General features: G+C 66.2%; 20 protein-coding genes and 1 tRNA gene. 14 read left to right on the top strand and 7 right to left on the bottom strand.

Going from position 1 to position 23,592, the window contains the following annotated elements:
* From recQ to IEW34_RS07130, 3 genes are all read left to right on the top strand, one after another.
* Window positions 1-1,839 carry a DNA helicase RecQ gene (recQ, locus tag IEW34_RS07140; RefSeq protein ID WP_373288191.1) on the top strand — a complete coding sequence of 613 codons (1,839 nt, stop codon included), beginning with the start codon at window positions 1-3 and terminating at the stop codon, window positions 1,837-1,839.
* Between the two features lie 124 nt (window positions 1,840-1,963).
* Window positions 1,964-2,053, top strand: a tRNA-Ser gene (locus tag IEW34_RS07135).
* 76 nt (window positions 2,054-2,129) lie between these two features.
* Entirely contained in the window at window positions 2,130-2,585 is a 456-nt protein-coding gene (locus tag IEW34_RS07130; RefSeq protein WP_188608444.1) for a hypothetical protein, read from the top strand.
* Between the two features lie 488 nt (window positions 2,586-3,073).
* Here IEW34_RS07130 and IEW34_RS07125 read toward each other — a convergent pair whose 3' ends face one another.
* Window positions 3,074-4,300: an ABC transporter substrate-binding protein gene (locus IEW34_RS07125; protein ID WP_188608669.1), complete on the bottom strand. Its 1,227-nt coding sequence runs from the start codon at window positions 4,298-4,300 to the stop codon at window positions 3,074-3,076.
* 1,033 nt (window positions 4,301-5,333) lie between these two features.
* Here IEW34_RS07125 and IEW34_RS07120 point away from each other — a divergent pair.
* From IEW34_RS07120 to IEW34_RS07110, 3 genes are all read left to right on the top strand, one after another.
* Window positions 5,334-6,587 (top strand): MFS transporter, encoded by a 1,254-nt coding sequence (locus IEW34_RS07120; RefSeq protein ID WP_188608443.1) that lies wholly within the window; start codon window positions 5,334-5,336, stop codon window positions 6,585-6,587.
* A gap of 511 nt (window positions 6,588-7,098) precedes the next feature.
* Window positions 7,099-8,034: a pirin family protein gene (locus tag IEW34_RS07115; protein ID WP_188608442.1), complete on the top strand. Its 936-nt coding sequence runs from the start codon at window positions 7,099-7,101 to the stop codon at window positions 8,032-8,034.
* Window positions 8,035-8,128: 94 nt separating this feature from the next.
* On the top strand, window positions 8,129-9,382 hold the full coding sequence (locus IEW34_RS07110) for a DUF5996 family protein (RefSeq protein ID WP_188608668.1): 1,254 nt from the start codon (window positions 8,129-8,131) through the stop codon (window positions 9,380-9,382).
* Window positions 9,383-9,611: 229 nt separating this feature from the next.
* On the opposite strand, the gene IEW34_RS31040 is transcribed toward IEW34_RS07110, so the two are convergent.
* Entirely contained in the window at window positions 9,612-10,007 is a 396-nt protein-coding gene (locus tag IEW34_RS31040; RefSeq protein ID WP_188608441.1) for a helix-turn-helix domain-containing protein, read from the bottom strand.
* Between the two features lie 274 nt (window positions 10,008-10,281).
* Between IEW34_RS31040 and IEW34_RS07100 the strand changes: the two genes are divergently transcribed.
* The 3 genes from IEW34_RS07100 (at window position 10,282) to IEW34_RS07090 (ending at window position 13,937) form a co-directional block, all read left to right on the top strand.
* Complete coding sequence (locus tag IEW34_RS07100; RefSeq protein ID WP_188608440.1) at window positions 10,282-11,412, top strand: extracellular catalytic domain type 1 short-chain-length polyhydroxyalkanoate depolymerase; 1,131 nt, start codon at window positions 10,282-10,284, stop codon at window positions 11,410-11,412.
* Between the two features lie 202 nt (window positions 11,413-11,614).
* Window positions 11,615-12,649 carry an amidohydrolase family protein gene (locus IEW34_RS07095; RefSeq protein WP_188608439.1) on the top strand — a complete coding sequence of 345 codons (1,035 nt, stop codon included), beginning with the start codon at window positions 11,615-11,617 and terminating at the stop codon, window positions 12,647-12,649.
* A gap of 55 nt (window positions 12,650-12,704) precedes the next feature.
* Window positions 12,705-13,937, top strand: a complete 1,233-nt coding sequence (locus tag IEW34_RS07090) for an MFS transporter (protein ID WP_188608438.1) — start codon at window positions 12,705-12,707, stop codon at window positions 13,935-13,937.
* Window positions 13,938-14,196: 259 nt separating this feature from the next.
* Here the strand turns inward: IEW34_RS07090 and IEW34_RS07085 are convergent, their stop codons facing one another.
* Complete coding sequence (locus IEW34_RS07085; protein ID WP_188608437.1) at window positions 14,197-15,087, bottom strand: SDR family oxidoreductase; 891 nt, start codon at window positions 15,085-15,087, stop codon at window positions 14,197-14,199.
* A gap of 95 nt (window positions 15,088-15,182) precedes the next feature.
* Between IEW34_RS07085 and IEW34_RS07080 the strand changes: the two genes are divergently transcribed.
* On the top strand, window positions 15,183-16,028 hold the full coding sequence (locus IEW34_RS07080) for a helix-turn-helix transcriptional regulator (protein WP_188608436.1): 846 nt from the start codon (window positions 15,183-15,185) through the stop codon (window positions 16,026-16,028).
* 50 nt (window positions 16,029-16,078) lie between these two features.
* Here IEW34_RS07080 and IEW34_RS07075 read toward each other — a convergent pair whose 3' ends face one another.
* Window positions 16,079-16,369 carry an antibiotic biosynthesis monooxygenase family protein gene (locus IEW34_RS07075; protein WP_188608435.1) on the bottom strand — a complete coding sequence of 97 codons (291 nt, stop codon included), beginning with the start codon at window positions 16,367-16,369 and terminating at the stop codon, window positions 16,079-16,081.
* A gap of 215 nt (window positions 16,370-16,584) precedes the next feature.
* Window positions 16,585-17,505 carry a polyphosphate kinase 2 gene (gene ppk2, locus IEW34_RS07070; protein ID WP_210324462.1) on the bottom strand — a complete coding sequence of 307 codons (921 nt, stop codon included), beginning with the start codon at window positions 17,503-17,505 and terminating at the stop codon, window positions 16,585-16,587.
* 471 nt (window positions 17,506-17,976) lie between these two features.
* Between ppk2 and IEW34_RS07065 the strand changes: the two genes are divergently transcribed.
* The gene (locus tag IEW34_RS07065) at window positions 17,977-19,329 is read left to right on the top strand and encodes an MFS transporter (RefSeq protein WP_188608433.1); all 1,353 of its coding nucleotides are present in this window, start codon (window positions 17,977-17,979) and stop codon (window positions 19,327-19,329) included.
* A 248-nt stretch (window positions 19,330-19,577) separates the two neighbouring features.
* Here IEW34_RS07065 and IEW34_RS07060 read toward each other — a convergent pair whose 3' ends face one another.
* Window positions 19,578-19,853 (bottom strand): hypothetical protein, encoded by a 276-nt coding sequence (locus IEW34_RS07060; protein WP_188608432.1) that lies wholly within the window; start codon window positions 19,851-19,853, stop codon window positions 19,578-19,580.
* A gap of 265 nt (window positions 19,854-20,118) precedes the next feature.
* A complete protein-coding gene (locus IEW34_RS07055) occupies window positions 20,119-20,427 on the bottom strand; it encodes a hypothetical protein (RefSeq protein WP_188608431.1) in 309 nt (102 codons plus the stop codon).
* A 269-nt stretch (window positions 20,428-20,696) separates the two neighbouring features.
* On the opposite strand from IEW34_RS07055, the gene IEW34_RS07050 reads away from it, so the two are divergent.
* From IEW34_RS07050 to IEW34_RS07040, 3 genes are all read left to right on the top strand, one after another.
* A complete protein-coding gene (locus IEW34_RS07050) occupies window positions 20,697-21,023 on the top strand; it encodes a hypothetical protein (RefSeq protein WP_188608430.1) in 327 nt (108 codons plus the stop codon).
* Between the two features lie 109 nt (window positions 21,024-21,132).
* Window positions 21,133-21,450 (top strand): hypothetical protein, encoded by a 318-nt coding sequence (locus IEW34_RS07045; protein WP_188608429.1) that lies wholly within the window; start codon window positions 21,133-21,135, stop codon window positions 21,448-21,450.
* Between the two features lie 82 nt (window positions 21,451-21,532).
* A complete protein-coding gene (locus tag IEW34_RS07040; protein WP_308424369.1) occupies window positions 21,533-23,551 on the top strand; it encodes a M3 family metallopeptidase in 2,019 nt (672 codons plus the stop codon).
* Window positions 23,552-23,592: the final 41 nt, after the last annotated feature.

Raw genomic sequence — 23,592 nt, 5'->3', positions numbered from 1 at the left:
GTGGCCGACGTCCCTTCAGGCCTGGAGGACCCCAAGCGACGCGTTCTCAAGGACGTGTTCGGCTTCGACGATTTCCGTCCCGGCCAGGCCGGCGCCATGGACGCGCTGCTGGGCGGGCGCCACGTGCTCACGGTGATGCCGACCGGCGCCGGCAAGTCGCTCTGCTACCAGGTGCCCGCCCTGGTTCTGGGCGGGCTCACCGTCGTCGTGTCGCCGCTCGTGGCCCTGATGCAGGATCAGGTCGCAGCGTTGCGGCTCGCCGGCGTTGCCGCCGACACCATCAACTCCTCGCTCGACCGCGAGGCCAACGTCGCCGCCTGGCGGCGCGTCGCGGCCGGCCAGACGCGCCTGCTCTACCTGGCGCCCGAGCGGCTCATGACCGGGCGGATGCTGGCGGCGCTCGCCAGGCTCGACGTCCGCCTGATCGCCATCGACGAGGCCCACTGCATCTCGCAATGGGGCCCGGCCTTCCGGCCGGAATACGAGGACCTCGCCCGGCTGCGTGAACTCTTTCCAGTTGTGCCGATCATCGCGCTGACGGCCACGGCGGACGAAGCCACGCGCGCCGACATCGCGGCACGGCTGTTCGCCGACCGCGTCGAGACCCTGGTGCTGGGTTTCGATCGACCCAACATCAAGCTCATCGTCGAACCTCGGCGGGAGGGCCGGCGCCAGTTGCTGCGCTTCGTCGAAGGCCAGGCCGGCCGCAGCGGCATCGTCTACTGCCTGTCGCGCAAGAAGACCGAAGAGACGGCGGCCTTCCTCGTCGAGCACGGGGTCCGCGCCCTGCCCTACCATGCCGGCATGGCCAAGGAGGATCGGGACGCCAACCAGAACCGCTTCATGAGTGAGGCGGGCGTGGTGATGGTGGCGACCATCGCCTTCGGCATGGGCATAGACAAGCCCGACGTCGCCTACGTCTTCCACACCGATCTGCCGGGCAGCCTGGAAGCCTACTATCAGGAGATCGGGCGCGCCGGGCGGGACGGGCGGCCGGTCGAAGCGCACATGCTGTACGGGCTCGACGACATCCGCATGCGCCGCCAGTTCATCGAGGGCGAGGACACCTCCCCCGAGCACAAGCGGCGCGCGCACGGGCGCCTCGATACCCTGATCGGCTTCTGTGAGACGGCGCAGTGCCGCCGCCAGGCCCTGCTGAGCTATTTCGGCGAACAGGCCTCGCCCTGCGGCAATTGCGACAACTGCCTCGACCAGGCCGCCCACGCCGACGGCGCGGCGGAGGCGCGCCTCATCCTGGCCGCGGTCGCGCAGACCGGTCAGCGCTTCGGCAGCGCCCACGTGGTCGACGTGCTGCTCGGCCACGACACGCAGAAGGTGCGGGACAGGGGGCATGAACGGCTCGCCGCCTTCGGCTCCGGCACGGCGCACAAGAAGGACGTGTGGCAGTCGCTGATCCGCCAGCTCGTCGCCGCCGGCTTCCTGCGGCTCGACCTGGAGGGCTACGGCGGGCTTGCGATCACCGAGAAGGGGCAACGGCTCGGTCGCGGCGAGGGCGCGTTCCAGTATCGCATCGACGCGCCGCGCCGCGGCGAACGGGGCAAGGCACGTCCCGCGCCCGGCGCGAGCGCCGGCGCGGACGACGTCGATTCCGGGCTGCTGGCCGCGCTCAAGGCGCTGCGGCTCCAGCTCGCCCGCGAACGCCAGGTGCCGGCCTATGTGATCTTCTCCGACCGCACGCTCATCGACATGGCGCTGCGTCGCCCGCGAGACCTCGACGCCTTCGCCACCGTCAACGGCGTCGGCGCCGCCAAGCTCAAGGAGTTCGGCGAGGTGTTCCTGCAAGCGGTGGCGGCGCACGGGGCCGCCGCCTCGGGCTGACGGGCCGCGCACCGCAGGGGCCGATCGGCTCCAGCCTGCAGGCCATTCTCCGGCGCGTTCTGGTCTGCTACAAGCGCCGAACCGAGCGCGGCAGAGTGCTCGGGACGCGGCCGCAGTGCCCGTCGGATGGGTGGCCGAGTGGTTGAAGGCAGCGGTCTTGAAAACCGCCGTGGGTGCAAGCCCACCGTGGGTTCGAATCCCACCCCATCCGCCATTCTTTCCGTCTAAGTAGCGACGAACGATAATCTTTTCGAATTCGATCCGGCACCTACCCTAATCCCGGGCCACGAATGGCCAGCCCATCCACCCTCGTGAATTTCTGGCGCGGCCTCAGGGGCTCGGTCCATCCCGCGGATGCGCCGGTCTTTGCGGAAACCAGCGACCATACCTTCGATCTGAGATTCCCGCCGCCGGCCTACATCGGCGCGGTCGACACTGCCCCCGTCATCGTTCTCATGTCGAATGGCGGCTTCAACCGGCTGGTCACGCCGCGGGAGTTTGAAGACCCGGGCGCGGCCGAGGCGCATCGAGAGCGCCTGTTTCGACCGGTCGCCGCCGACCCTGCCGTTGCAGCTCCCTACTACTCGCGAACCAGCATCGGGAGGCTTCTGCAATCGGAAGAGGGCTCTATCGTCAACGCTGTCGCCTATAGGTCAGCAAGCTTGAGCAGGGAGCCGTCCAATCAGCGGCTCCTCGAAACACTCCTCTCCGTCGAGCGCATCGCCGCTGGTTGCGGGAGGAACTGATTCCAGCGCCCAGGCGGGCAAACGAATGATCATCTTGAAGCGGGGCCGAAAATGGTGGCAGCTGGAGCAAGACCATCCAAGTGTCACCTTTGGCCGTGTCGCCACCGGGCCGCACCTCGACCGCCTCACAATTGGACTGATACGCTCCTTCCTAGACGATCTGCGGCAATGCGATTAGCCGCGCGATACGCCGTTCTCGCGGCCCTTACGGCTTTGCTCGTCCTGCCGGCGCACGGGGCCGCCTCGGGAACGCCAGGGACAGATGGCCCCATCATCGGCCTGGCATCGGTCATCGACGGCGACACGATCGAGATCCACGGCACGCGCATCCGAGGCCCAGCTCGTACGCCAGCTGGCCCGGACCGCCCAGCCTGAGCTGGAGCGGGCTTCAGAAGGTCCGGGACGCCGTCATTGGCGAGGAGGCTGCCGCACATCGCGGAGCCGATTCGCCGCCCGCTGCCGAAGGTCGCCTGAGCCTGTCGCGTTCGTCAGCCCTTGGCGTCGCTGCTGACGACCGGCCCGAACATCTCCCAGCGGTCATCCTTGAACCGCATCATCTGCATCTGCCTGATCGGATAGAAGTTGGTCGGGCTGGTATTGATCGTTATGCCGGGCAGCAGCATGCCGGTCGTGAAATCTTTCAGGTTTGCCGCCTGTCGCATGACGTTCTCGCGCGTCAGGTCGTCGCCCGCCTGCCTCAGCACCTGGACGAGCGTCTGCACGATGCTGTAACTGGGGACGTGAAGCCAGTTATCCTTGTCGGCGCGCGGCATGTACTTGTCCATGAACGCGTTCCATTCCTTGACGCCGGCATCATCCTTCCATCTTGGGTCGGTCGGATCCTTGCTGTAGTTCACGCTCAGAATGCCCTGGGCGTTCTCGAGCCCCGCCGGCTTCAGCACCGAGCTCACCGACACGGACACGATAGAGAGCATGTGCACGGGCTTCCACTGGATCTCAGCCATCTTGCGGATGGCCTGGGCTGCGAATTTCGGCGTCGACACATTGAAGAAGACGTCGGCGCCGCTCGCCTTCAACTTGAGAATTTCTGCATCGATGGTCGGTGACGTGATTTCATAAGGTATTTCCGTGACGATCAGGCCCTTGGCTTTGTCGCCCAGTGCAGTCTTGAAAGCCTGAAGATAGTCCTTTCCGAAGTCGTCGTTCTGAAAGAGGATGCCGATCTTGGCCGCGGGATGGTTTTCCTGGATGTACTTCGCATAGACCTCGCTTTCCACCTGGTAGGTCGGCTGCCAGCCGATGGTCCACGGGTAGTTCTTCGGATCGCCCCACTTCGTCGCGCCGCTGGTGACGAACAGCTGCGGCACGCGCTTGGCGTTCAGGTACTTCTGGATGGCCGTGTTCGACGGCGTTCCCGCGGCGCCGAACATCAGGAGGACATTGTCGCCCTCCACGAGCTTGCGCGTCTGCTCCACGGCCTTGGGCGGGCTATAGCTGTCATCGTAGGAGAGGAAGTTGATCTTGCGGCCGTTGATGCCGCCCTGATCGTTGATCATCCTGAGATAGGCCTCGTAGGTCGCTCCGATCGCGCCGAAGGCGGACGCCGGCCCGCTATAAGGCATGATGTTGCCGATCTTGATCTCGGTGTCGCTGACCCCCGGATCGTACTTTTGCTGAGCGAGGCCCGGGCCGGCGGCACAACCGAGGCCCGCGAGCGCGATGGCGACCGATGTGACCCGCAATCGATTGAACATGTGTTCCTCCCCTGTTTTGTCTGTCGACGGTCTACCGTCTTTGATTGCAGCGCAAACAACGCCGTCGGCTTCGAGAGGATCACGCGGCCGGCGCGCCATCCATCGACATCCGGAGACGCGAAGCCGGCTCTTCCCTCGCCGCCTCCGCCAGCCCGGCCGGACCGCTGCCGCGCCCGCCCCGCCAGCTTCAGCGCCCCGACTTGCACGTCTGCTCCGGACAGACCGCATTGATGTTGGGCTCCGGACGTCCCCGCCATCAAATTCATTCGAGGGTCGAGCTATTCCCCGCAGGAAGGGGAGCGCGGGTGGCACCCACTGATGGGACCATGACCTCTTTGATCTGCTGGTCGTCGTTGACGTCGAGCACCCACCCTGTCGCGTCCCCGCCGGCGTCGCGGATACCTGCCGTAGCCCTTCACGCGCCGCGGCGACGGCCTGGAGCCGTTCGCGCACGGCGGGGAACTGGTGGAGGACGTCTTCGTTGCCGCGCATCACCGTCCGGATGGCAACGGCATCAGCATCGAGCCCACGGCCGCCGCCTGCCATATCGAGCAGCTGGCCTCTAGAGCGTTTTCGAGCGAAGTGGACGCCGATTCGCGTGAAGAAAACGCGACAAAACAATCAGATAGAGCATTTCGGCGATTCGAAGAAACGCGGAGATGCTCTAGCCGGCCGCCGTCGGCAGGTTGGCCGAGGCGAGCTCGTCGAGGCCCCCTCCCTGACTTGGCTCCGGCAGCGAACTGAGCCCTATGCTCAAGGCGCCGGATCGCAACTAATGGGAGCAAGACCAAATGGGACGGGTACAGCTTGTCCTGCACAATCCGCGATGGTCACGTCTTTATTTGCACCAAGTCCGGCCTGGCCTGGACACGCGCTTCCCTGGAATCGGCGCTGAGTTAGCCCGGCTGCCGGTCGAGAGCGCCGGCGCTCGCCGAAGCTGCTGCCGGAACGATTGATGGTCACGGGATGACATCGAGTGTTAGCGTTTCATGCGCTTACCCAAAGGGCCGAAGTGTAAAGGGGGGGACGACGATTGACCGATTTGATTCGTTCGGAGCGCCAGCGGATTTCGACCCGGAGCGGCTGGGTGGTTGTAGCCGCCGCATTCACCATGATGTTTGTCGGCCTAGGTCAAACATACAGCTTTCCCTCCTTCTTTCAGGAATTCCAGCGAGAGTTCGGGGCTCCACGCGCAGCGGTGTCATGGGCTTTTGGAATATGCGGGGCGATTTACTTTTCTCTGGGTGCTTTGAGCGGAATGCTGGCCGATAAGCATGGTGCTCGACCCGTCATTATGGCAGGCGTTGCGCTGTTGGTCGCTGGGCTCCTGGTGGTCGCGCGGGCAGAGAGCCTCTCTGCCGTTTATCTTGGCTTCGGGATTGTCTTTGGCGCTGGGGTTGGATTCTCATATGTCCCCGCGATAGGAGCTGTTCAGCGTTGGTTCGTCTTGAAGCGCGGTCTCGCATCAGGCATTGCCGCAACGGGTCCAGCGCTAGGCTCGCTCGTGCACCCGAAGATCGCGGAAGCGCTTATCGAGGACCTCGGATGGCGCGGCGCGTATCTAACTCTCGCTCTTGCAACGGGGGCAATCGGACTAGTGGCCGCGTGCTTCGTCGACAACTCGCCCGAGAAGAGGGGCTTCCTTCCGGACGGTGGAGACGCAGGTCTCTCCAGAGCTTCACACGCGGAACTTCCAGGATGGACGATCCGCAACGCGTTGCTCTCTCGACCGTTTTTTGTCTTGTATGTCGCCACTGTCTTGATCTGCCTCGGCCTCTTTGTCCCCTTTGTGCATCTGGCAAATTCGGCGCAAGACATCGGCTTCGATCGCTCCGCCGCGCTGACTTTAGTGTCGCTGATAGGCGTCGGGTCGATAGTCGGTCGCTTTTTTATCGGCAGTATCGCTGATCGCATGGGTCGTAAACGTGGACAAGCAATTATGTTTTCTGGCATCGGCGTAATGCTGATTTGGTGGATTTTCGCCAATAGTTTCTACGAATTGAGCTTCTTTGCTCTGATGTTTGGAGCGTTCTTCGGTGGCTATATTGCACTATCAGCGTCGCTGCTAGTCGACTATTTCGGCCCTCGTAACTCGAGCGCAATTATAGGCTTGAGTTATACTGGCGCCGGGATCGGAAGTCTGCTAGGCCCGCCTCTGGCGGGATACGCGTTCGACACCACCGGGAGCTACACCCTGCCAATCGTCGTAGCTGCGCTTTGTGCGCTCACAGCGTCAGGGCTTCTGATGACGCTTCCGAACCCCTCCGGCGTTGCAGGCGCACGCTGACGGGCATTTCTGCCGTCCGCTTCGCCCTCTAAGCGCTGCAAATTTTAAAGGCCGGTCATCGTGACGATTGACCACGGCGCCGTACGACCAATATCAAGCCGATGACGTGGCCCGCAATAAACGGCTCGCGACTTGAGTTGCGGGCCGTCCTTGACGTCGCGGATCTCCGAAGCCGAACCCTCGGCCCCCTCAAGGGTGACGTTGCCCTCCTTCACCGTTCTCCGTCCGCCATTGGCCGCCTGTCCAGTCCGGAGACATAGGCAACGGTTGGTTCCTATGCCGCCGGTGCATATGTCATCCGCCCGGCAGATCAGCATCCCGCGCGGACGATACGGGTCCTCACCGAACGACTGATCGAGTTGTTCGCGGGAGCGACGCCGCGCTGCAGATTGCGCGTTCCGCTTTCCGCGACACGGCGTGGCACGTTTCGCGACTAGTTGCGGAAGCCGTCGCTCGCTATTTGCCCTGGCGAGGGCGAGGCAGTCCGACAACTCAGAAGAGAATGACACGCATGAGCTGGAACCCAGCGGTTGAACCGGGCTGTCCCGACGAGGTGGGCATCGACGCGATCGAAACCCTCATCGTTCCGCGTGCCCGAGACATCGGCGGCTTCGAGGTTCGGCGCGCCTTGCCGGCGCCGAAACGGCAGATGGTCGGGCCGTTCATCTTCTTCGACCAAGCCGGGCCGGCCGAGTTCCTCACCGGCCAGGGCATCGACGTGAGGCCGCACCCGCATATCGGTCTCGGCACCGTCACCTACCTGTATCGAGGCGACTTCCACCACCGGGACAGCATCGGCTCCGACCAGATCATCCGTCCCGGCGCGCTGAACTGGATGGTCGCCGGTCGCGGTGTTTCTCATTCGGAGCGCACGTCCGCAGCGGGCCGAAGCGGTCCGCACAGCGTGCTGGGGATTCAGACTTGGCTCGCTCTGCCCGAAAGCCATGAGGACATCGCGCCCATGTTCGAACATCACGGCAAGGAGGCGCTGCCGATGATCGAGGACCGCGGCGTCTCGCTTCGGCTGATCCTCGGGAACGCCTACGGCAAAGTCGCTCCCGCGTCGATGTTCTCCGACACATTCTACGCCGATGTGAAGCTCGAGCCAGGAAGCCGGCTGCCCATGCCGGACGATCACGAGGACAGAGGCATCTACATCGTGGAAGGCTCGATCTCGATCGCCGGCCAGGACTACGAGGCGCCTCAGATGATGGTCTTCCGCCCTGGCGACAGGATCACCGTCGCGGCCGGCGGCAGAGGCGCGCGGCTGATGATCCTCGGCGGCGCGACGCTCGCTGGACCACGCTATATCTGGTGGAACTTCGTCGCCTCATCCAAGGAGCGCATCGAAGCAGCCAAGGCCGATTGGCGCGCGCAGAACTGGGGCAAGGGACGCTTCGATCTCCCGGCTAACGACCGGGATGAGCACATCCCCCTCCCGGGTTGAGCGGCACGCATCGGGAGACCGCCTTGACGCGACTTGGGCGTCCGGACGACATGATCAGCGTTGCCTGCCTGTGATGCAGTATGGAGCAAGCGCAATGAGCAACAAGTGGCCCCAATTGGACTACCTCAGCTGGCGCGAGACGTGTTCGGCCCTGCACCTCTACTTGCAGATCGCCGGCAAGTATCGGCTAGCTCATACCCCGTGGCTCAATCATTCCTGGAATGCGACCTTCTATGTCACGCCTAGCGGCCTGACATCCTCACCAATCCCCGACGGCCCTGGCATCGAAATCCTGTTCGACTTTCAAGACCACCTGGTCGTGGGCACGAGCGGCGACGGCCGCAAAGCGTCGTTTGCGCTCGGGCCGTCCACGGTCGCAGCGTTCCACGCCAATTTCGTCCGCTTGGTTTCCGAACTCGGCGGCACGCCGACCTTCAACGGCCAGCCGAACGAAGTGCCCCACCCCGTGCCGTTCAGCGAGGATCATCGCGAACGGCCCTACGACCGCGATGCCGTTCAACGCTTCCATCACGCCTTGATGGCGGTCGACAGGGTGTTCAAGACGTTCCGGACCTCCTTTCTCGGCAAATCCAGCCCCGTTCACCTGTTCTGGGGCAGTTTCGATCTGGCCGTCACCCGCTTTTCGGGGCGGCGAGCGCCTCTCCATGGCGGCGGCATTCCGGCATTGCCGGACGATGTGGCGCAGGAAGCCTACGACCGCGAGGTCTCGTCGGCAGGCTTCTGGCCGGGCGGCGGTGGCATCGACTATCCCGCCTTCTACGCCTACGCCTATCCGGCGCCGAACGGCTTTCGAGGCGCGTCGGTCCGGCCTGATGCCGCATTCTGGCATGACGGCCTGTCGGAGTTCATTCTGCCCTACGATGCCGTGCGGGCGGCAGCCGACGGCGACGAGGCCCTTTTGGCGTTTCTCGTCTCGACCTACGAGGCCACGGCCGAGCTAGGAGGATGGGACCGCGATTTGTTGGAGGGTGCGCAGGGACGGCCGGCGCAGGTGCGGCCGCCGGACGCCGAGCTACCGAAGAATGCCCATTCATCGACCGACGAAGCGGTTGAGCGGGAGGATGGCGCATCGAAGGGGCGCTACCGGATCGTCCTCGACGGCGTCGAAGCCGAGATGACCTATAGCCGGGCCGGCGAAGGGTTGATCATCATCGACCATACAGACGTTCCAGGAGCATTGCGTGGCCGCAAGGTCGGCGAGCGACTGGTGCGCCAGGCGGTCGAGGATGCCCGACGCGAAGGGGTCGCTATCATTCCGCTTTGTCCGTTCGCAAAAGCGCAGATCGACCGTCATCCGGAATGGCAGGACGTGCTGCGTCGGTCATAGGCTGCGGGTGCCTCGCTCCATCCGCCAACGTATCGGCTCTAACCGGCTCCCGCCTGATTGCGGCAAGCCCTTTCGCCTTCACGAGGCTCAGCAGCTTGGGGGAAGCGCCATCGGGGCGCTTCTCGCCACGCTCTCATCTGCTTACGGGGTAGAGGGATCTTCCCTCGGGCGTCGGCACGCGTTGCCTGGGTATCGCTGCGACGATCGTTCCGGTCGAGGAGCGCTGATCCTATTTGGCGCCCTTCGGCGGCTCGGTGAGCTTCCGCTTACGTGCGGCCTTATCGTCAGCCGAAGCCGGCGAGCCTGCGAGCTCCTTGTCCATAGCCGAATAAGCGGCATCTCGGCTCGCCGCCTGCTTCTGCATCCGTTCCGCTGCTGAGCCTTTAGCTTGCGCGTCGCGCCGCTCCATCCTCACGCCGGCCCCCGCACCATTTTCGGGGATGAACTGGACGCCTGCCGCCTCGAGTGCGGTGCGGATGGCGGACATGTTGTTGCCGATCGGTGTTCGACGGCCCTTTTCGAAATCCCGCACGGTCGACAGGCTCACGCGAGCGGCGACGGCGAGATCGGCTTGGGACCAGTCGAGAAGGCCGCGCGCAGCGCGAGATTGAGCGGGGGTCAGCATCCCTCCCATATGGGAGGTCAGCTAAGAATAGCAACGTCAACTAAAAATGTTTACGTTTCCTCGATCCATCCAGATGTAGCGACGTCAACGATTTAGTGGCGGTTCGGAGTAAGGCGATGCGCCAGCCAATCACCAGCGCCATTCGGGGGGACATGCGGCTGTCGCCCCCCGTCGTCCGATCGCCTGCCGATGAAGTCTTGCGCTGCGGTGCAACAATTCCGTTGCTCGGCGACTTGACGTCTGCCCACCGCTCGCGTGGGCCAGAGGAAAAGTAGTGAGATACCTGTCAGATACCGTCGCTCGCCTGTCGGCGTTCAATCGGCCCGCGATCGGAGCGCCAATCCAGCAACGCGCCAGCCGTCTGGGGGACCTTGGTCAGTTCGGTCCAAATCCGGGTTGTCTTGGGGCGAAGTTCTATGTGCCTCCGGGGCTCCCGCCGGGCGCGCCTCTCGTTGTCGTGCTCCATGGTTGCACTCAGGATCCGGCCACATTCGACAACTGCTCGGGATGGTCGCAGGTTGCCGATGAGGGCCAGTTCGCGCTGCTCTATCCCGAGCAGCAGCGCTCCAACAACCCGAACCTGTGCTTCAACTGGTTCTCACCGACCCACATTCGCCGCCAGGGTGGAGAGGCCGAGTCGATCTTGAAGATGATCGACGCGTTCACCGCCCGCTACGGCTTGGATCCGAACCGAACCTTCGTCACGGGGCTGTCGGCCGGCGGCGCCATGGCCATGGTCATGCTAGCCACCTACCCCGAACGGTTCGCAGGCGGCGCCACCTGCGCCGGCCTTCCGTACGGAGCCGCTTCAACAATGCCAGAGGCCTTCGACCGAATGCGTGGGCACGGGTTGCCGGACGCCGCGGCCCTAACGCAATACGTCCGCAAGGCGTCCAGTCACCGGGGACCTTGGCCGAAGCTCTCGATCTGGCAGGGTAGCGGTGACCAGACGGTCTCCCCGTCAAACGCCGAAGCGATTATCGAGCAATGGCGTGGGCTGCATGCGGCGTCTCCTTCGCCCAATCCGGGCATGATCGATGGTTGCGTGCGTCGCTCGTGGGTCGACGTCAACGGCAGGGAGGTCATCGAAGCGATGATCGTGCCGGGCATGGCGCACGGCCTGGCGCTGAACACGGTCGGACCGGGATCGTGCGGCGCAAGCGGGCCCTACATGATTGACGTGGGGGTTTCATCCACGCGACACACGGCCGGATTCTGGGGGATTGCCCCTGAGACCGTGGCCGATGGGCGCCGGCGGATGCCTGCCGCAGCGTCGCCATCCATGTTGACGGCTCATGTGTCGGACCGGCCTTTGCTGCACCCCACCGCGCCGGCAGCGCTTGCGGGCGGGCGCATCGGCGAAATTATCGAGAACGCCCTGAGGTCGGCGGGGTTGATGAAATGACGAACGGGCCTGCACAACCGAGGTCGATAAGCGGCTGAATTGAACGCCAGAATGCTCAGGCGGCTGCCTGGGATCAGCTGCCGGGGCAGGCGGTCCGAGCCGCCGCACCGCCGCCATGTCATGGCTGCCAAGCCACCGGCCCGTGGCTTCGCCACCCCGCCTCAGCATATGCTGATCGCAACGACAGGGATGCGAAACGCTCATGGCCGACCGCGATCACTTCTCCGGAACCGTCGATGAGGCCTGGCTCGCCGGCTACACCGAGGAGATCCTCGAGCCGGCCCTGCCGATCATCGATCCGCATCATCACCTCTGGCGGCGGCCCGGCAGCAACTACATGTTCCCGGAGCTGCTCGCCGACTTGGCCTCAGGTCACAATGTGCGGGCGACGGTGTACGAGGAGTGCGGCTCGATGTACCGGGCCGACGGTCCGTCGGAGCTGCGTTCGCTTGGCGAAACGGAGTTCGTCACCGGGGTCGCCGCGATGAGCGCCAGCGGCGAATTCGGGGCGGCGCGGACCTGCGCGGCCATGGTTGGCAACATCGATCTCCAGCTCGGCGAGGCGGTGGACGGCTTGCTCGACCTGCACCTGGCGGCGAGCGGCGGCCGCTTCTCCGCCGTCCGCTATTCCACGGCGTGGCACCCGAGCGACCTCGTGCCCAAGCCGGCGCCCGGGCCGCACCTCCTCGCCGACACGCGGGTGCGTGCGGGCATGGCCTGCCTGGCACGGCGCGGTCTGACTTTCGACGCCTGGGTCTACCACCATCAGATCGGCGAGGTCGGCGCGCTGGCGGCTGCCTTCCCGTCCATGCCGATCGTGCTGTGCCACTTCGGCAGTCCGATTCTTGGCGGCCCGAACGCGCAGCGCCAGCCTGAGGTGTTTGAGGAGTGGCGCGAGGCGATGGTCGCTCTCGCCCGCCACGACAACGTAAACGTCAAGCTCGGCGCCCTGCCCGTGCGCCGAAAAGGCCCGGGCCGCGAGGCCGGCGGCCCGCCGCTGAGCTCCACCGATATCGCTGTCGCTTGGCGGCCGTTCGTCGACGTGTGCCTCGAGTGGTTCGGGCCCGGACGCTGCATGTTCGAGAGCAATTTCCCGGTCCAGAAGCGCTGGTGCAGCTACGCGGCGTTGTGGAACGCCTGCAAGCGGCTGGCCGCCGGCGCTTCAGTCGACGAGAAGGCCGCTCTGTTCACAGGCACGGCGGCCCGCGTCTATCGTCTGCCCGGTGGACTGACGTAGCAATTCCCGCCGGTCCGCAGCGGCCGCGGCAGGGACGGAGAAGGAACCCGCCGCGATGACAGGCCCGTCTCCGCCCCACGCGCCGCCGGCGGGGCGCACCCTGCTCGTCCTCGGCATTCTGTTGGTCGCTGCGGCCTTGCGCGCCCCGATCACCGCGATCGCGCCGGTGCTACCGGCGATCCGTGCTGATTTCGCCCTGGGCACGGCGCAGGCCGGCTTGCTGACGACGCTGCCGCTGCTCACGTTCGCACTGTTGTCGCCGATCTCGACGCTGCTGGCGCGCGGATGCGGCCTGGAGCGAACGCTCTTTGCGGCCATCGCCCTCGTCGGTGGGGGCATCGCCGTGCGCTCGTTCGGCCCGGCCTGGTGTCTCTTCGCCGGCACCATGATCCTCGGGACAGGCATCGCCATCGCCAACGTGTTGCTGCCCGGCCTGCTGAAGCGCGACTTCCCGGACCGCATCGCCACCATGACCGCGGCCTACGCGGTCACCATGGGCATCGCGGCGGCCGGCATGTCGGCCCTCATGATCCCCCTCGCCCATGCCACAGGATCGGGCTGGCGGCTGCCGCTTGCGACGGCCATCTTGTTTCCGGCGGCGGCGCTCGCCGTCTGGCTGCCACAGCTCGGCGGCCACACCACAACAGTGGATGGCTCGCCGCCGCCGCGGGACGGCCGCGTCTGGCGCTCGGCTCTGGCGTGGCAGGTGACGGCCTTCATGGGGCTGAACTCGTTCCTGTTCTACGTTCTCGTCGGCTGGTTCCCGTCGATCCTCGCCGACGCGGGGTTTTCGGCGACCGATGCCGGCGCCCTCCATGGGCTGATGCAGATCTCTGGCGCTGCGCCGGGCCTTCTGCTCGGTCCGATCGTGGCACGCATGAGGGACCAGCGGCTCGTCGCCTGCATCGTCTCGCTTGCCACCGTGGCCGCTCTGTTGGGACTGCTGCTGCTGCCGGGTTGGGCCGTGCTGTGGTCCGTCTGCTTTGGCATCGGCAACGGCAGCACGCTCATCCTCAGTCTCATGTTCATGAGCTTGCGCGCCACCAGCCCGCATCAGGCGGCCGCGCTGTCGGGCATGGCGCAGAGCGTCGGCTACGGGCTGGCTGCCGTCGGGCCACCCTTGGCGGGCTTGCTGCACGATGCCTCCGGCGGCTGGCACGTGCCGCTCGGCCTGTGCGTCGCGCTGTCGGGCGTCATGGTTGTCGCCGGCGTGCTGGCGGGGCGCAGCCGCACCATTGCCGCCCGTCACGATCCCCGCCGGCCGGACGGCCGGCCACGGGCCGCGTAGCAATCCATCTGATCGCCGGGCTCGGACACAGGTTATCCGATGGGCGGCTGGAAGGAGGCTTTCGGAAGGGCTGCAATCCTTGCCTCCAATGGCACGATTATGTGTAACCATAGACTTGGCGTTGCGCGCGTGACCGCGTTGGTGTCGTCTCCCGCCGATCCGATCGGATCGACAAGGTCCTGGGCCGCCGGCACGGCGGACAGGGCCTTGTCGGTTTGCCGGTCGAATCGGCCGCTCCCTGGCGAAGCCCGTGCGAGCGTCAGGCGCCGTGCAACAGTTGGAGATCGGCAATCAACCCGGGCCCCGTCGGCCGCCATCCCAGGCGCTTCCGCGTCAGCGTGCTGGACGCCGGCACATCGCGGCCGGCAAATGCCGCGAGCCAGCCGAAGTGGGCTTCAGCCGCGTCGGCCGCGATGGACGCGACGGGAACGCGCAGGGCCCTGCCGATGACCTCGGCGATGTCGCGGAGCGGCACGCCTTCTTCCGCGACGGCGTGGTAGGTTGCGCTGCGTTCCGCCGCCTCGAGCGCCAGCCTGTAGAGACGGGCGGTGTCGCGCACGTGGGCCGCCGGCCAGCGATTGAGCCCGTCGCCGACATAGGCCGACAAGCCCTTTTCGCGTGCCACCGCAACCGCGTAGGTGATGAGGCCCTGCCTGGTCGTATCGTGAACCTGCGGCAGGCGCACCACCGACACGTTGACTCCCTTGGCGGCGACGGATGCCGCCGCCTCCTCGGAGGCCGCGCGAGGCACCACGGCGGAACCACCCGCCGCATCGTCCTCCGTCGCAGGCTGACCCGGCACGGCATTCGTCATGCCGGTTCCGGAGGTGACGATCAACGGTCTGTCGGATCCGGCAAGCACGGTGCCGAGCGTCTCGACGACGTGGCGATCATCCTCGCAATTCGCCGCATATTTCGAGAAGTCGTGGTTGAAGGCCAGATGGATGACGCCATCCGATCCGGCGGCGCCGGCTTTCAGGCTTTCCAGATCATCAAGCGATCCTCGATGGACCTGCGCGCCGGTGGCGGCCAGAGCCGCGGCCTTCTCGTCCGAGCGGGCGAGGCCGAGCACGTGATGGCCGGCCGCGATCAGGTCCTGAACGACGGCGGAACCGATGAATCCGGTCGCGCCGGTGACAAACACACGCATGAGCAAACGTCTCCGCTGTTGCAAGGGAGACGGATGTGAGCCGCCGGGCTATCCTGGTAAAGTAGTGACGTTATCATGGGATAATGCATAACAGGATGACCGAGCGCTTCGCCAACGAGAGCCCGCTTGGGGCCTATCTGAAGGACCGGCGCGCAAAGCTCGATCCGGCCGCTTTCGGCTTCTCGCCGGAACGGCGCCGCACGCCGGGCCTGCGCCGCGAGGAGGTCGCGCAACGCGCCAACATCAGTCCGACCTGGTACACATGGCTCGAGCAGGGGCGCGGTGGCGCGCCCTCGGCCGATGTGCTCGACCGGATCGCCCGCGCCCTCATGCTGACGGATGTCGAGCGCGAGCACCTCTTCCTGCTCGGACTCGGGCGGCCGCCCGAGGTGCGCTACAGGACCGACGAAGCCGTATCGCCGCGATTGCAGCGCGTGCTCGACGCGTTGGAGCCGAGCCCTGCCCTCATCAGGACCGCTGCGTGGGACGTTGTCGCCTGGAACCGCGCCGTGGCCGTGATGTTGACCGACTACGGATCGCTGCCGCCGGAGCAGCGCAATATCCTGCGCTCCATCTTCCTCGATCCACGCGCCCGCACGGCGCAGTACGACTGGGACAGCGTCGCGCGCTTCGTCGTGGGCGCCTTCAGGATCGACGCGATGCGTGCGGGGGCCGCGGCAGCAACGGAGCCGCTTGTCGATGAACTCAGCCGCCTGAGCCCTGAATTCCAGGCGATGTGGCGCGACAACGACGTCCGCAGCCACGGCGAGGGCACCAAGCACGTCAAGCACCCGGTTCTCGGCCCGATCGCCTTTGAATACTCGGCCTTCGCGGTCGATGGTCGTCCCGACCTCTGCATGGTGGTCTACAACCCAGTGAACCAGGCCGACGCCGACAGGATCGGCGCACTCATGAAGCAGGATAGGGCCGCGCCGGCCTGATCTGGCGCGGCCAAGACGAGGCACACGCTGGCTTGTCGGCCGCCCCTGTCTCAGAGAACCCTTTCGGTATGCTCGACAGCGGGTGGGCTCTCGAAATAGGCGCCGACCAGGCTTCGCCACTCCTGAAAGTCCGGCGAGCCGCGGAAATGGACCATATGGTCCTCGACGGTCGCCCATTCGACGATGAGGCGATAGACATTCGGCCTCTCGATCGACCGCTGGATCTGCATGGCGGTACAGCCCCGCGCCCGCTCGAACAACGGCTTGGCCCGCGCGACGGCAGCCTCGAAGCCGGCTTCTTGCCCCGGCTTGATCGTGAGCTCGGCGATTTCCCAGACCATGGCGCTGTCTCCCGCTCCGCCGCGCGGCTGCGGCCTCGCGACTATCGTCGATCGTGGCGATGCATCCGGCCGCGATCTATCCGCTCATGACACGATTCTGGTCGGTGTCCGACAGACATTGGTGATGCGGCGCGCCCGCCGTCATTGCGCGCAACGATCGGGTGCTTCCACCCGATCGAAACGTGCCCCTCAGAGCCGAAGCTCGCGGACGCCTGTCAATAGCACTCGGGGACGTAGAGCTCCGGCGCAAGCGTGCGGCGCTCATAGTTCGGATCGAAGACGCGATCCGGCAACGTGATCGTCTCGTGGGGCACTTCCTCGTAGGGGACCAGCGAGAGCAGGTGCGAAATGCAGTTGAGGCGCGCGCGCTTCTTGTCGTTGCCTTCCACGATGTACCACGGCGCCTCGGGAATGCTCGTGCGCTCGAACATCGCCTCCTTCGCCTTGGTGTACTGCTCCCAGCGAACGCGGGATTGGAGGTCCATCGGCGAGAGCTTCCACTGCTTGAGCGGATCGTGGATGCGCATAAGAAAGCGCAGCTGCTGCTCCTCGTCGGTGATCGAGAACCAGTATTTCACCAGGATGATGCCGGAGCGCGCCAGCGCCCGCTCGAACTCCGGCACGTCGCGCAGGAAGTCCTCGACCTGCGTTTCCGAGGCGAAGCCCATCACGCGCTCGACGCCGGCGCGGTTGTACCAGCTGCGGTCGAACAGCACGATCTCGCCGGCCGCAGGCAGGTGTGAGACGTAGCGCTGGAAGTACCACTGGGTTTTTTCGCGGTCGGACGGCGCGGGCAGCGCCACCACCCGGCAGGTGCGCGGGTTGACGCGCTGCATGATGCGCTTGATCACCCCGCCCTTGCCGGCGCTGTCGCGGCCTTCGAACAGCACGACGACCTTGAGCTTCTGGTATTCTACCCAGTCCTGCAGCTTCACCAATTCGCCCTGAAGGCGCAGCAGCTCGCTGAAGTAGAACTGACGGTCGATCGTGCTCTTCTCATGCTTGTCGAGCAGTGCCCTGAGCTCGGGCGGGACGCGCGCGTCATCGATCTCCTGCTCGAGCTCTTCGTCCATGTCGTCCTGAAGCTCCTGCTTCAGCCAGGGCCGTGCCTCGCCGTCGCTCCTGACGTTGCGCATCTGACAAATCCTTCTGTCGCCCTTCGGACGGGTACGCGCAAACTGATGCGATTTGCTGACATCGGTCGGCCACCTCAGCGTGGGGGCCCCGAACATATCCTCGCCGGTTCCACCGGTCCCGGCAACGGCGGGGGCACCGTCCGGCAGGGCATCGGACAGCGCGGGGCCGACGCCAGCCGGACAAAAGATGGCCAAAGAAGAAAACATGGCCAAAGAACTTGGCCAAAGAACTTGGCCGAAGGCTCGATGCCGCAGGCCCTGCCCGCATATTGCCCTTGAAATGTCCGGTCGATAGGTCCAAGCGACCGGCCCTGTGCGACGAGCCTTCCCCGGCCAGGCGCCGGCAGCATGATTCCCGGAAATGGACGCCCGTTCCCGAAGGAGGATCGGCCCCGGGCCGCACCCGGACGGGGCGGCCTCGCCTCTCGCGCGCCGGTGCGCCGAGCCGTATGCCTCGCTGGAGTTCCCCCTATGTCCTATGCAGCTCCGACCGCGACGCTCGACGCCGCGCCGGCCAACTCCCGAGCCAGGGTCATCCTGGCGAGCCTCGTCGGGACGACGATCGAGTTTTACGATTTCTACGTCTACGCCACGGCGGCGGTGCTGGTCTTTCCGCACCTGTTCTTCCCTGCGGGCAACGAGACGACGGCCTTGCTCGCCTCCTTCGCGGTATTTGGCGCTGCCATGGTGGCGCGGCCCCTGGGAGCCATCTTCTTCGGCCACCTGGGCGACCGCCGCGGCCGCAAGATCACCCTCGTCGGCGCGTTGCTGACCATGGGCATCGCGACCTTTCTGATCGGTCTGCTGCCCACTTACCCCAGCGTCGGCTGGCTGGCTCCTGCGCTGCTCGTCCTGCTGCGCCTGGCCCAGGGCTTCGCCCTCGGCGGCGAGTGGAGCGGTGCGGCCCTCGTGGCCACCGAGAACGCGCCCGCGGGCAAGCGAGCCGTCTTCGGCACCTTTCCGCAGCTCGGCGCGCCCATCGGCTTCATCATCGCCAACGGCCTGTTTCTGATCATCGCCGCTGTCCTGCCCTCCGACGATCCGTCACGGCCGTCGACGGCGTTCCTGCAATGGGGCTGGCGCATCCCGTTTCTGTTCTCGGCCGTGATGGTCGTCATCGGCCTCTGGGTCCGCCTCAATCTGGTCGAGAGCAGAGCCTTCGAGAACACGGTCAAGGCAGGCGCCGTGCAGAAGCTGCCGCTGGTGTCGGTGTTCCGGACCCATTGGAAGGCGCTGGTGCTCGGCACGTTCTACATGCTGGCGACCTACGTGCTCTTCTATCTGATGACCACGTTCTCGCTGAGCTACGGGCGGGCCGCCACCGGCGCCGCAACGCCGGGCCTGGGCTATGACTACCGGACGTTCGTGCTCATGATGATCGTCGGCGTCGTCTTCTTCGGCATCTTCACGCTCCTGTCCGGGCCGTGGGCTGACCGCTGGGGCCGGCGCAGGACGCTCATCTGCGTCACCCTCGCCATCATCGCTTTCGGCCTCACCTGGGTGCCGCTGCTCGCCGCCGGGCCGGCCGGCGTCATGGCGTGGCTGATCATCGGCTTTGCCCTCATGGGCATGACCTTCGGCCCCATGGGCGCGCTGCTGCCCGAGTTGTTTCCCGCCAACGTCCGCTATACCGGCTCCGGTATCTCCTACAATGTCTCCTCGATCCTGGGAGCTGCCGTCGCGCCCTTCGTCGCGGTGGCGCTGTGGAGCGCCGGCCAGGGCAGCCCCTTCTGGGTCGGGGTGTATCTGTCGGCGATGGGTGTGCTGACCCTGATCGCGCTGCTTGCGGGCTCGGAAACCAAGGACATGGACATCCACAGCTGACCCGATCGTTGCGGGCAGCTCGTCACAGATGCGCTGCTGCCCCTCGTCGGCGGCGCGGCCTCCGTCGAAGCTCGGCGTGGACGCCTGGAATTTGGCCGGGACGTCACGTCACCTCTCGGGCTGAGCGGCAATGCGCTCACGCACGGCGATGCCGCCCGGGCCCTGGTCACCTACCGGGAGCGCGCGGTCGCGGCGCGGCCGGTACAAGCAGGGTCCGATTACCCCGTCCTGACCACGGGCCAGCCGGGTCACGCGTCGAGGGGCTCCAGCAGCGCACGCAGCGCCGAGATGTCGGTCCTGTCTTCTCTCAGGGGCCGGAAGCGGGTCGCGCGGAAGGCCCGGGTGAAGAACGGGCGAATGGGAGGCGTCGTTTCGACCAGCTCGACGCTCTGGTGCCCGTCGAGGCACAAGGACGTCTCGAAATGCGCGACCGTGTAGATCGAGCCCCGGACGATCGGCAGCGGAAAGCCGTCGGCGGCCGGCCGATCGTCGACGCAGACGACCTTCTGCCCGAATTCAAACATCACACTCACTCCGCAAGTGCCCGGCCGCGCGCCGGCGCCGAAATCCCGTGTGCACAATGGCGGCGAGTGATGGCCGGGCGTCTGGACGTGCCTTGCATAGCAATACGGCGAAGCCGCGGCTGCGCGGTCCTAAGCGCGGCGCGATTGGATGCCCAATCGCAAAAGAAAAGCTTCGGATTTAAGATTATGAGCATTTCTGTGCGATTGGATGAACTCATCCAATTGCGAAATCCCAAGACAGCGTACCGGCGCCCGCGCGCTCGCCCTACCTCGTTTGCGCGGGGGCGGCGCTGTCCCTCTGCTGGCGCTCGCGGCGCAAACGGTCGCGGTCGGCGAGGGCGCGCTTCACCTCCCCGTCTCCGCCCAGGTATGAGCGTCCGTAATAGGGGCTGCGCCCGTCCGTACTGGCCGACCCGGCGCGGCAACCGTTGGCATCACAGACCACTCCGGCACGCTCCAGCGGAAGGTGCGTCTCTGCCCGCTGCATGAATGCGGCCGGCATGGCGGCCAGCGGCGACGTCACGCCGGCGAGAGCGGTGGCCATGAACGCGGCGCGGATGGCGTGGGATCCCATTGGACTCTCTCCGGCAAGGTTGGGGTGGCTGGCCGTTCCCTGGACCAGCTCTTGTGGGCGGTTTCGAGGCCCGCCGGAATGCCCGGCGGCTTTTGCAGAACGCAACGGCATTCTCGGTTCGCGCATTGCAAATTGCAAAGCCCGCCTCCACGCCCTGGCGGTACACCCTTGAGTTTGTTGATTTCTCCGTCGCAGAACGAGCCCAGTGATTGGCGCGCCTTCACACCTACCGAGCGGGGCCGGCGGCCACGGCAAGGAGCCCGTCACGATTGCAGGTCGTTCCGGCACGTTCCATTCTGTTTGCAGCGCCGATCGGCTGGGCCGCGCTGGCCATCGCCACCGTCGTGGTGGCGAGCCTGCATGCGTCGGGGGCTCGGGAGGGAGGCGCGGCTATGGATCCCCTCGGCTTCGGCGGGCGCGAGGATCCCGAGTTGAAGGAGCGGGTTGCGCTCTATGATCGCATCCTCTTCGGCCTGGCGGCCGCGGGCGCGCGACCATCGCCTTTGGCGCTTTCCTGTTCGCGTTCTAGCGGCCGGCCCGCGCTCCCCCGCCTTTGTGACCGGCGCAGCCAGTGGCCATGGCAACCAGCCGATTAGACCTTATATTTGCCGCTGTGGTCGTGGAACACTGGCGCGCGGTCGTGTCGGCTCGGCGGCCTGCGGCGCGTACGCGCGCAAATTGCGGTACCGGCAAGGATCACGGACGATGACGAACTTTCGGCGGGAGCGTTACAAGGCGGAGCGCGCTGACCAGCCGGTCATTCTCGAGGCCGACGTCGTCGGCGAGCAGGTGATGATTCGGGACGGCCAGCCGCAGGAGCCGTTCTGGGGGCCGAGCGTGGGCCGTTGGGGCAAGCGGCTGCTGTTCGCGGCGGTCGCCCTGGCGGTCCTGGCCGTGACGATCCCGCTCGCACTGCTGACCGTGGGCATGATCTGGATCGGTGCGCTGATCGGCCGGCGCGTTATTGCGCGCCGGTACGGCGTCGACCCCTGGCCGCGCGCGGCGAGCCGCGCCCGTCCCTGAGATCGCTTCGTCGGCACCGCGTCCAGAGCTCTGTCCAGCCATGTCAAATCCCTTGCTGCGTCCCTGGACGAGCCCACTCGGCATGCCGCCGTTCGCCGACATTGGCGCGGAGCATTTCGGCCCCGCCTTTCAGCGCGGCATGGAAGAGCATCTGGCCGAGGTAGCAGCGATCACTGCTGGCCCCCAGGCTCCGGACTTCGATAACACCGTCGCCGCCCTCGAGCGCTCCGGCGCGACGCTCCTGCGTGTGGCAAACGTCTTTTTCAATCTAACGGGCGCTCACACCAGCCCGGCGCTGCAGGCGATCGAGCGGGAGGTCGCGCCCCTGCTTGCTCGCCACCGCAGCGCGATCTTCCTGAACGAGGCGCTTTACGGCCGCGTGACCGAACTCGCGCGCCGGACGGATGCACCCAAGCTGGCGGACGAGCAGGCGCGCGTCCTGGAGCGCTATGTGCTGGCGTTCGAGCGCGCTGGTGCCGGCCTGGGCGCCGACGCCAGGGCTCGCATGGCGGCGATCGCCGAGCGTAGCGCAGCGCTCGGTACGCAGTTCGGTCAGAACGTGCTCGCCGACGAGGTCTCGTGGACTCTCGTTCTCGACGAGCACGAACTGGCCGGCCTGCCCTCGGTCGTCCGGGCTGCCGCAGCCCAGACCGCGACCGACCGTGGGCTCGATGGCAGCTATGTCGTCACCCTGGCGCGCTCGTCGATCGAGCCGTTTCTGCAGTTCGCCAGCCGGCGGGATCTGCGCGAGCGAGCGTTCAAGGCCTGGATGGCGCGCGGCCAGACCGGAGGAGAGACGGACAACAGGGCCATTCTGGCCGAACTTGTGGCCCTGCGGGCCGAGAAGGCCGCCTTGCTTGGCTATGCCAGCTTCGCCGATTTCCGGCTCTCCGACTCCATGGCGAAGACACCCACCGCGGCGATGGACCTGCTGACGTCCGTCTGGACGCCGGCCCGCGCCCAGGCGCTGCGTGAAGAGGCGGCGCTGCAGGAGCTGATCACCGCCGACGGCGACAACTTCACCATCGCGCCGTGGGACTGGCGCTATTACGCGGAGCGGCGGCGCAAGGCCGCGTTCGACCTGGACGAGGGCGAGCTGAAGCCGTACCTGCAGCTCGACAAGGTCATTGCCGCGGCGTTCTACACCGCCACGCGCCTGTTCGGCCTGACCTTCACCGAGCGGTTCGACCTGCCCGTCTACCACCCGGACGTGCGGGCGTTCGAGGTGTGCGACAGCGACGGCCGCCACATCGGCGTGTTCCTCGGCGACTACTTCGCGCGGACCTCCAAGCGCAGCGGCGCCTGGATGAACGCCTTCCGCACGCAGGAGCGCCTGCGCGGCGACGTGCGTCCGATCGTCGTCAACGTGATGAATTTCGCGAAGGCGGCATCCGGCGAGCCGGCGCTGCTGTCGTTCGATGAGGCGCACACGCTCTTCCACGAATTCGGACACGCGCTGCACGGACTGCTGTCCGACGTGACCTATCCGATGATCGCCGGCACCAACGTGGCGCGTGATTTCGTGGAGTTCCCGTCCCAGCTCTACGAGCACTGGCTGGAGCAGCCCGAGATCTTGGCCCGCTTCGCCACCCACTACCTGAGCGGCGAGGCGATGCCGCAGGCCCTCCTCGCCCGTCTGCTGGCCACGCGCACCTACGGACAGGGCTTTGCCACCGTCGAGTATGTGGCCTCTGCCCTGGCGGACCTGGAGCTGCACCGGCGGCCCCTGCAAGAGCCCTTCGATGCCGATGCCTTCGAGCGCGAGCTGCTGGCCGAGATCGGCATGCCGGATGCCATGGTCATGCGCCACCGCCTGCCGCACTTCCTGCATGTATTTTCCGGCGACGGCTATTCGGCGGCCTATTACAGCTACCTCTGGTCCGAGGTGCTCGATGCGGACGGCTTCGCCGCCTTCGCGGAAAGCGGTGACATCTTCGACCCGGACGTGGCTGCGCGGCTGCGCCGTGAGGTCTATGGCGCGGGCAACCGCAGGGCGGCCGACGAAGCCTATCGGGCTTTCCGCGGCCGCGGCGCCGACCCCGCTCACCTGCTTGTGAAGCGCGGCCTGGACGGAGGCGCCAGCCTCGCCGGCGCCGCCTGACGATCAGGGCCGACGCGGCCCCGGGGCCGGGCCGATGGCAC

Origin of the sequence: Chelatococcus reniformis (assembly GCF_014640075.1) — a bacterium.
GTDB lineage: Bacteria > Pseudomonadota > Alphaproteobacteria > Rhizobiales > Beijerinckiaceae > Camelimonas > Camelimonas reniformis.
Note: the sequence above shows the minus strand (reverse complement) of the source record. Positions and strands in the feature narration are given on the sequence as shown.

Bases quoted from the DNA above. Each gene is read 5' to 3' on its own strand.
- IEW34_RS07130 (WP_188608444.1), top strand. From the start codon at position 2,130: ATGGCCAGCCCATCCACCCTCGTGAATTTCTGGCGCGGCCTCAGGGGC.
- IEW34_RS07125 (WP_188608669.1), bottom strand. From the start codon at position 4,300: ATGTTCAATCGATTGCGGGTCACATCGGTCGCCATCGCGCTCGCGGGC.
- IEW34_RS07115 (WP_188608442.1), top strand. From the start codon at position 7,099: ATGAGCTGGAACCCAGCGGTTGAACCGGGCTGTCCCGACGAGGTGGGC.
- IEW34_RS07110 (WP_188608668.1), top strand. From the start codon at position 8,129: ATGAGCAACAAGTGGCCCCAATTGGACTACCTCAGCTGGCGCGAGACG.
- IEW34_RS31040 (WP_188608441.1), bottom strand. From the start codon at position 10,007: ATGCTGACCCCCGCTCAATCTCGCGCTGCGCGCGGCCTTCTCGACTGG.
- IEW34_RS07095 (WP_188608439.1), top strand. From the start codon at position 11,615: ATGGCCGACCGCGATCACTTCTCCGGAACCGTCGATGAGGCCTGGCTC.
- IEW34_RS07090 (WP_188608438.1), top strand. From the start codon at position 12,705: ATGACAGGCCCGTCTCCGCCCCACGCGCCGCCGGCGGGGCGCACCCTG.
- IEW34_RS07085 (WP_188608437.1), bottom strand. From the start codon at position 15,087: ATGCGTGTGTTTGTCACCGGCGCGACCGGATTCATCGGTTCCGCCGTC.
- IEW34_RS07080 (WP_188608436.1), top strand. From the start codon at position 15,183: ATGACCGAGCGCTTCGCCAACGAGAGCCCGCTTGGGGCCTATCTGAAG.
- IEW34_RS07075 (WP_188608435.1), bottom strand. From the start codon at position 16,369: ATGGTCTGGGAAATCGCCGAGCTCACGATCAAGCCGGGGCAAGAAGCC.
- ppk2 (WP_210324462.1), bottom strand. From the start codon at position 17,505: ATGCGCAACGTCAGGAGCGACGGCGAGGCACGGCCCTGGCTGAAGCAG.
- IEW34_RS07065 (WP_188608433.1), top strand. From the start codon at position 17,977: ATGTCCTATGCAGCTCCGACCGCGACGCTCGACGCCGCGCCGGCCAAC.
- IEW34_RS07060 (WP_188608432.1), bottom strand. From the start codon at position 19,853: ATGTTTGAATTCGGGCAGAAGGTCGTCTGCGTCGACGATCGGCCGGCC.
- IEW34_RS07055 (WP_188608431.1), bottom strand. From the start codon at position 20,427: ATGGGATCCCACGCCATCCGCGCCGCGTTCATGGCCACCGCTCTCGCC.
- IEW34_RS07045 (WP_188608429.1), top strand. From the start codon at position 21,133: ATGACGAACTTTCGGCGGGAGCGTTACAAGGCGGAGCGCGCTGACCAG.
- IEW34_RS07040 (WP_308424369.1), top strand. From the start codon at position 21,533: ATGCCGCCGTTCGCCGACATTGGCGCGGAGCATTTCGGCCCCGCCTTT.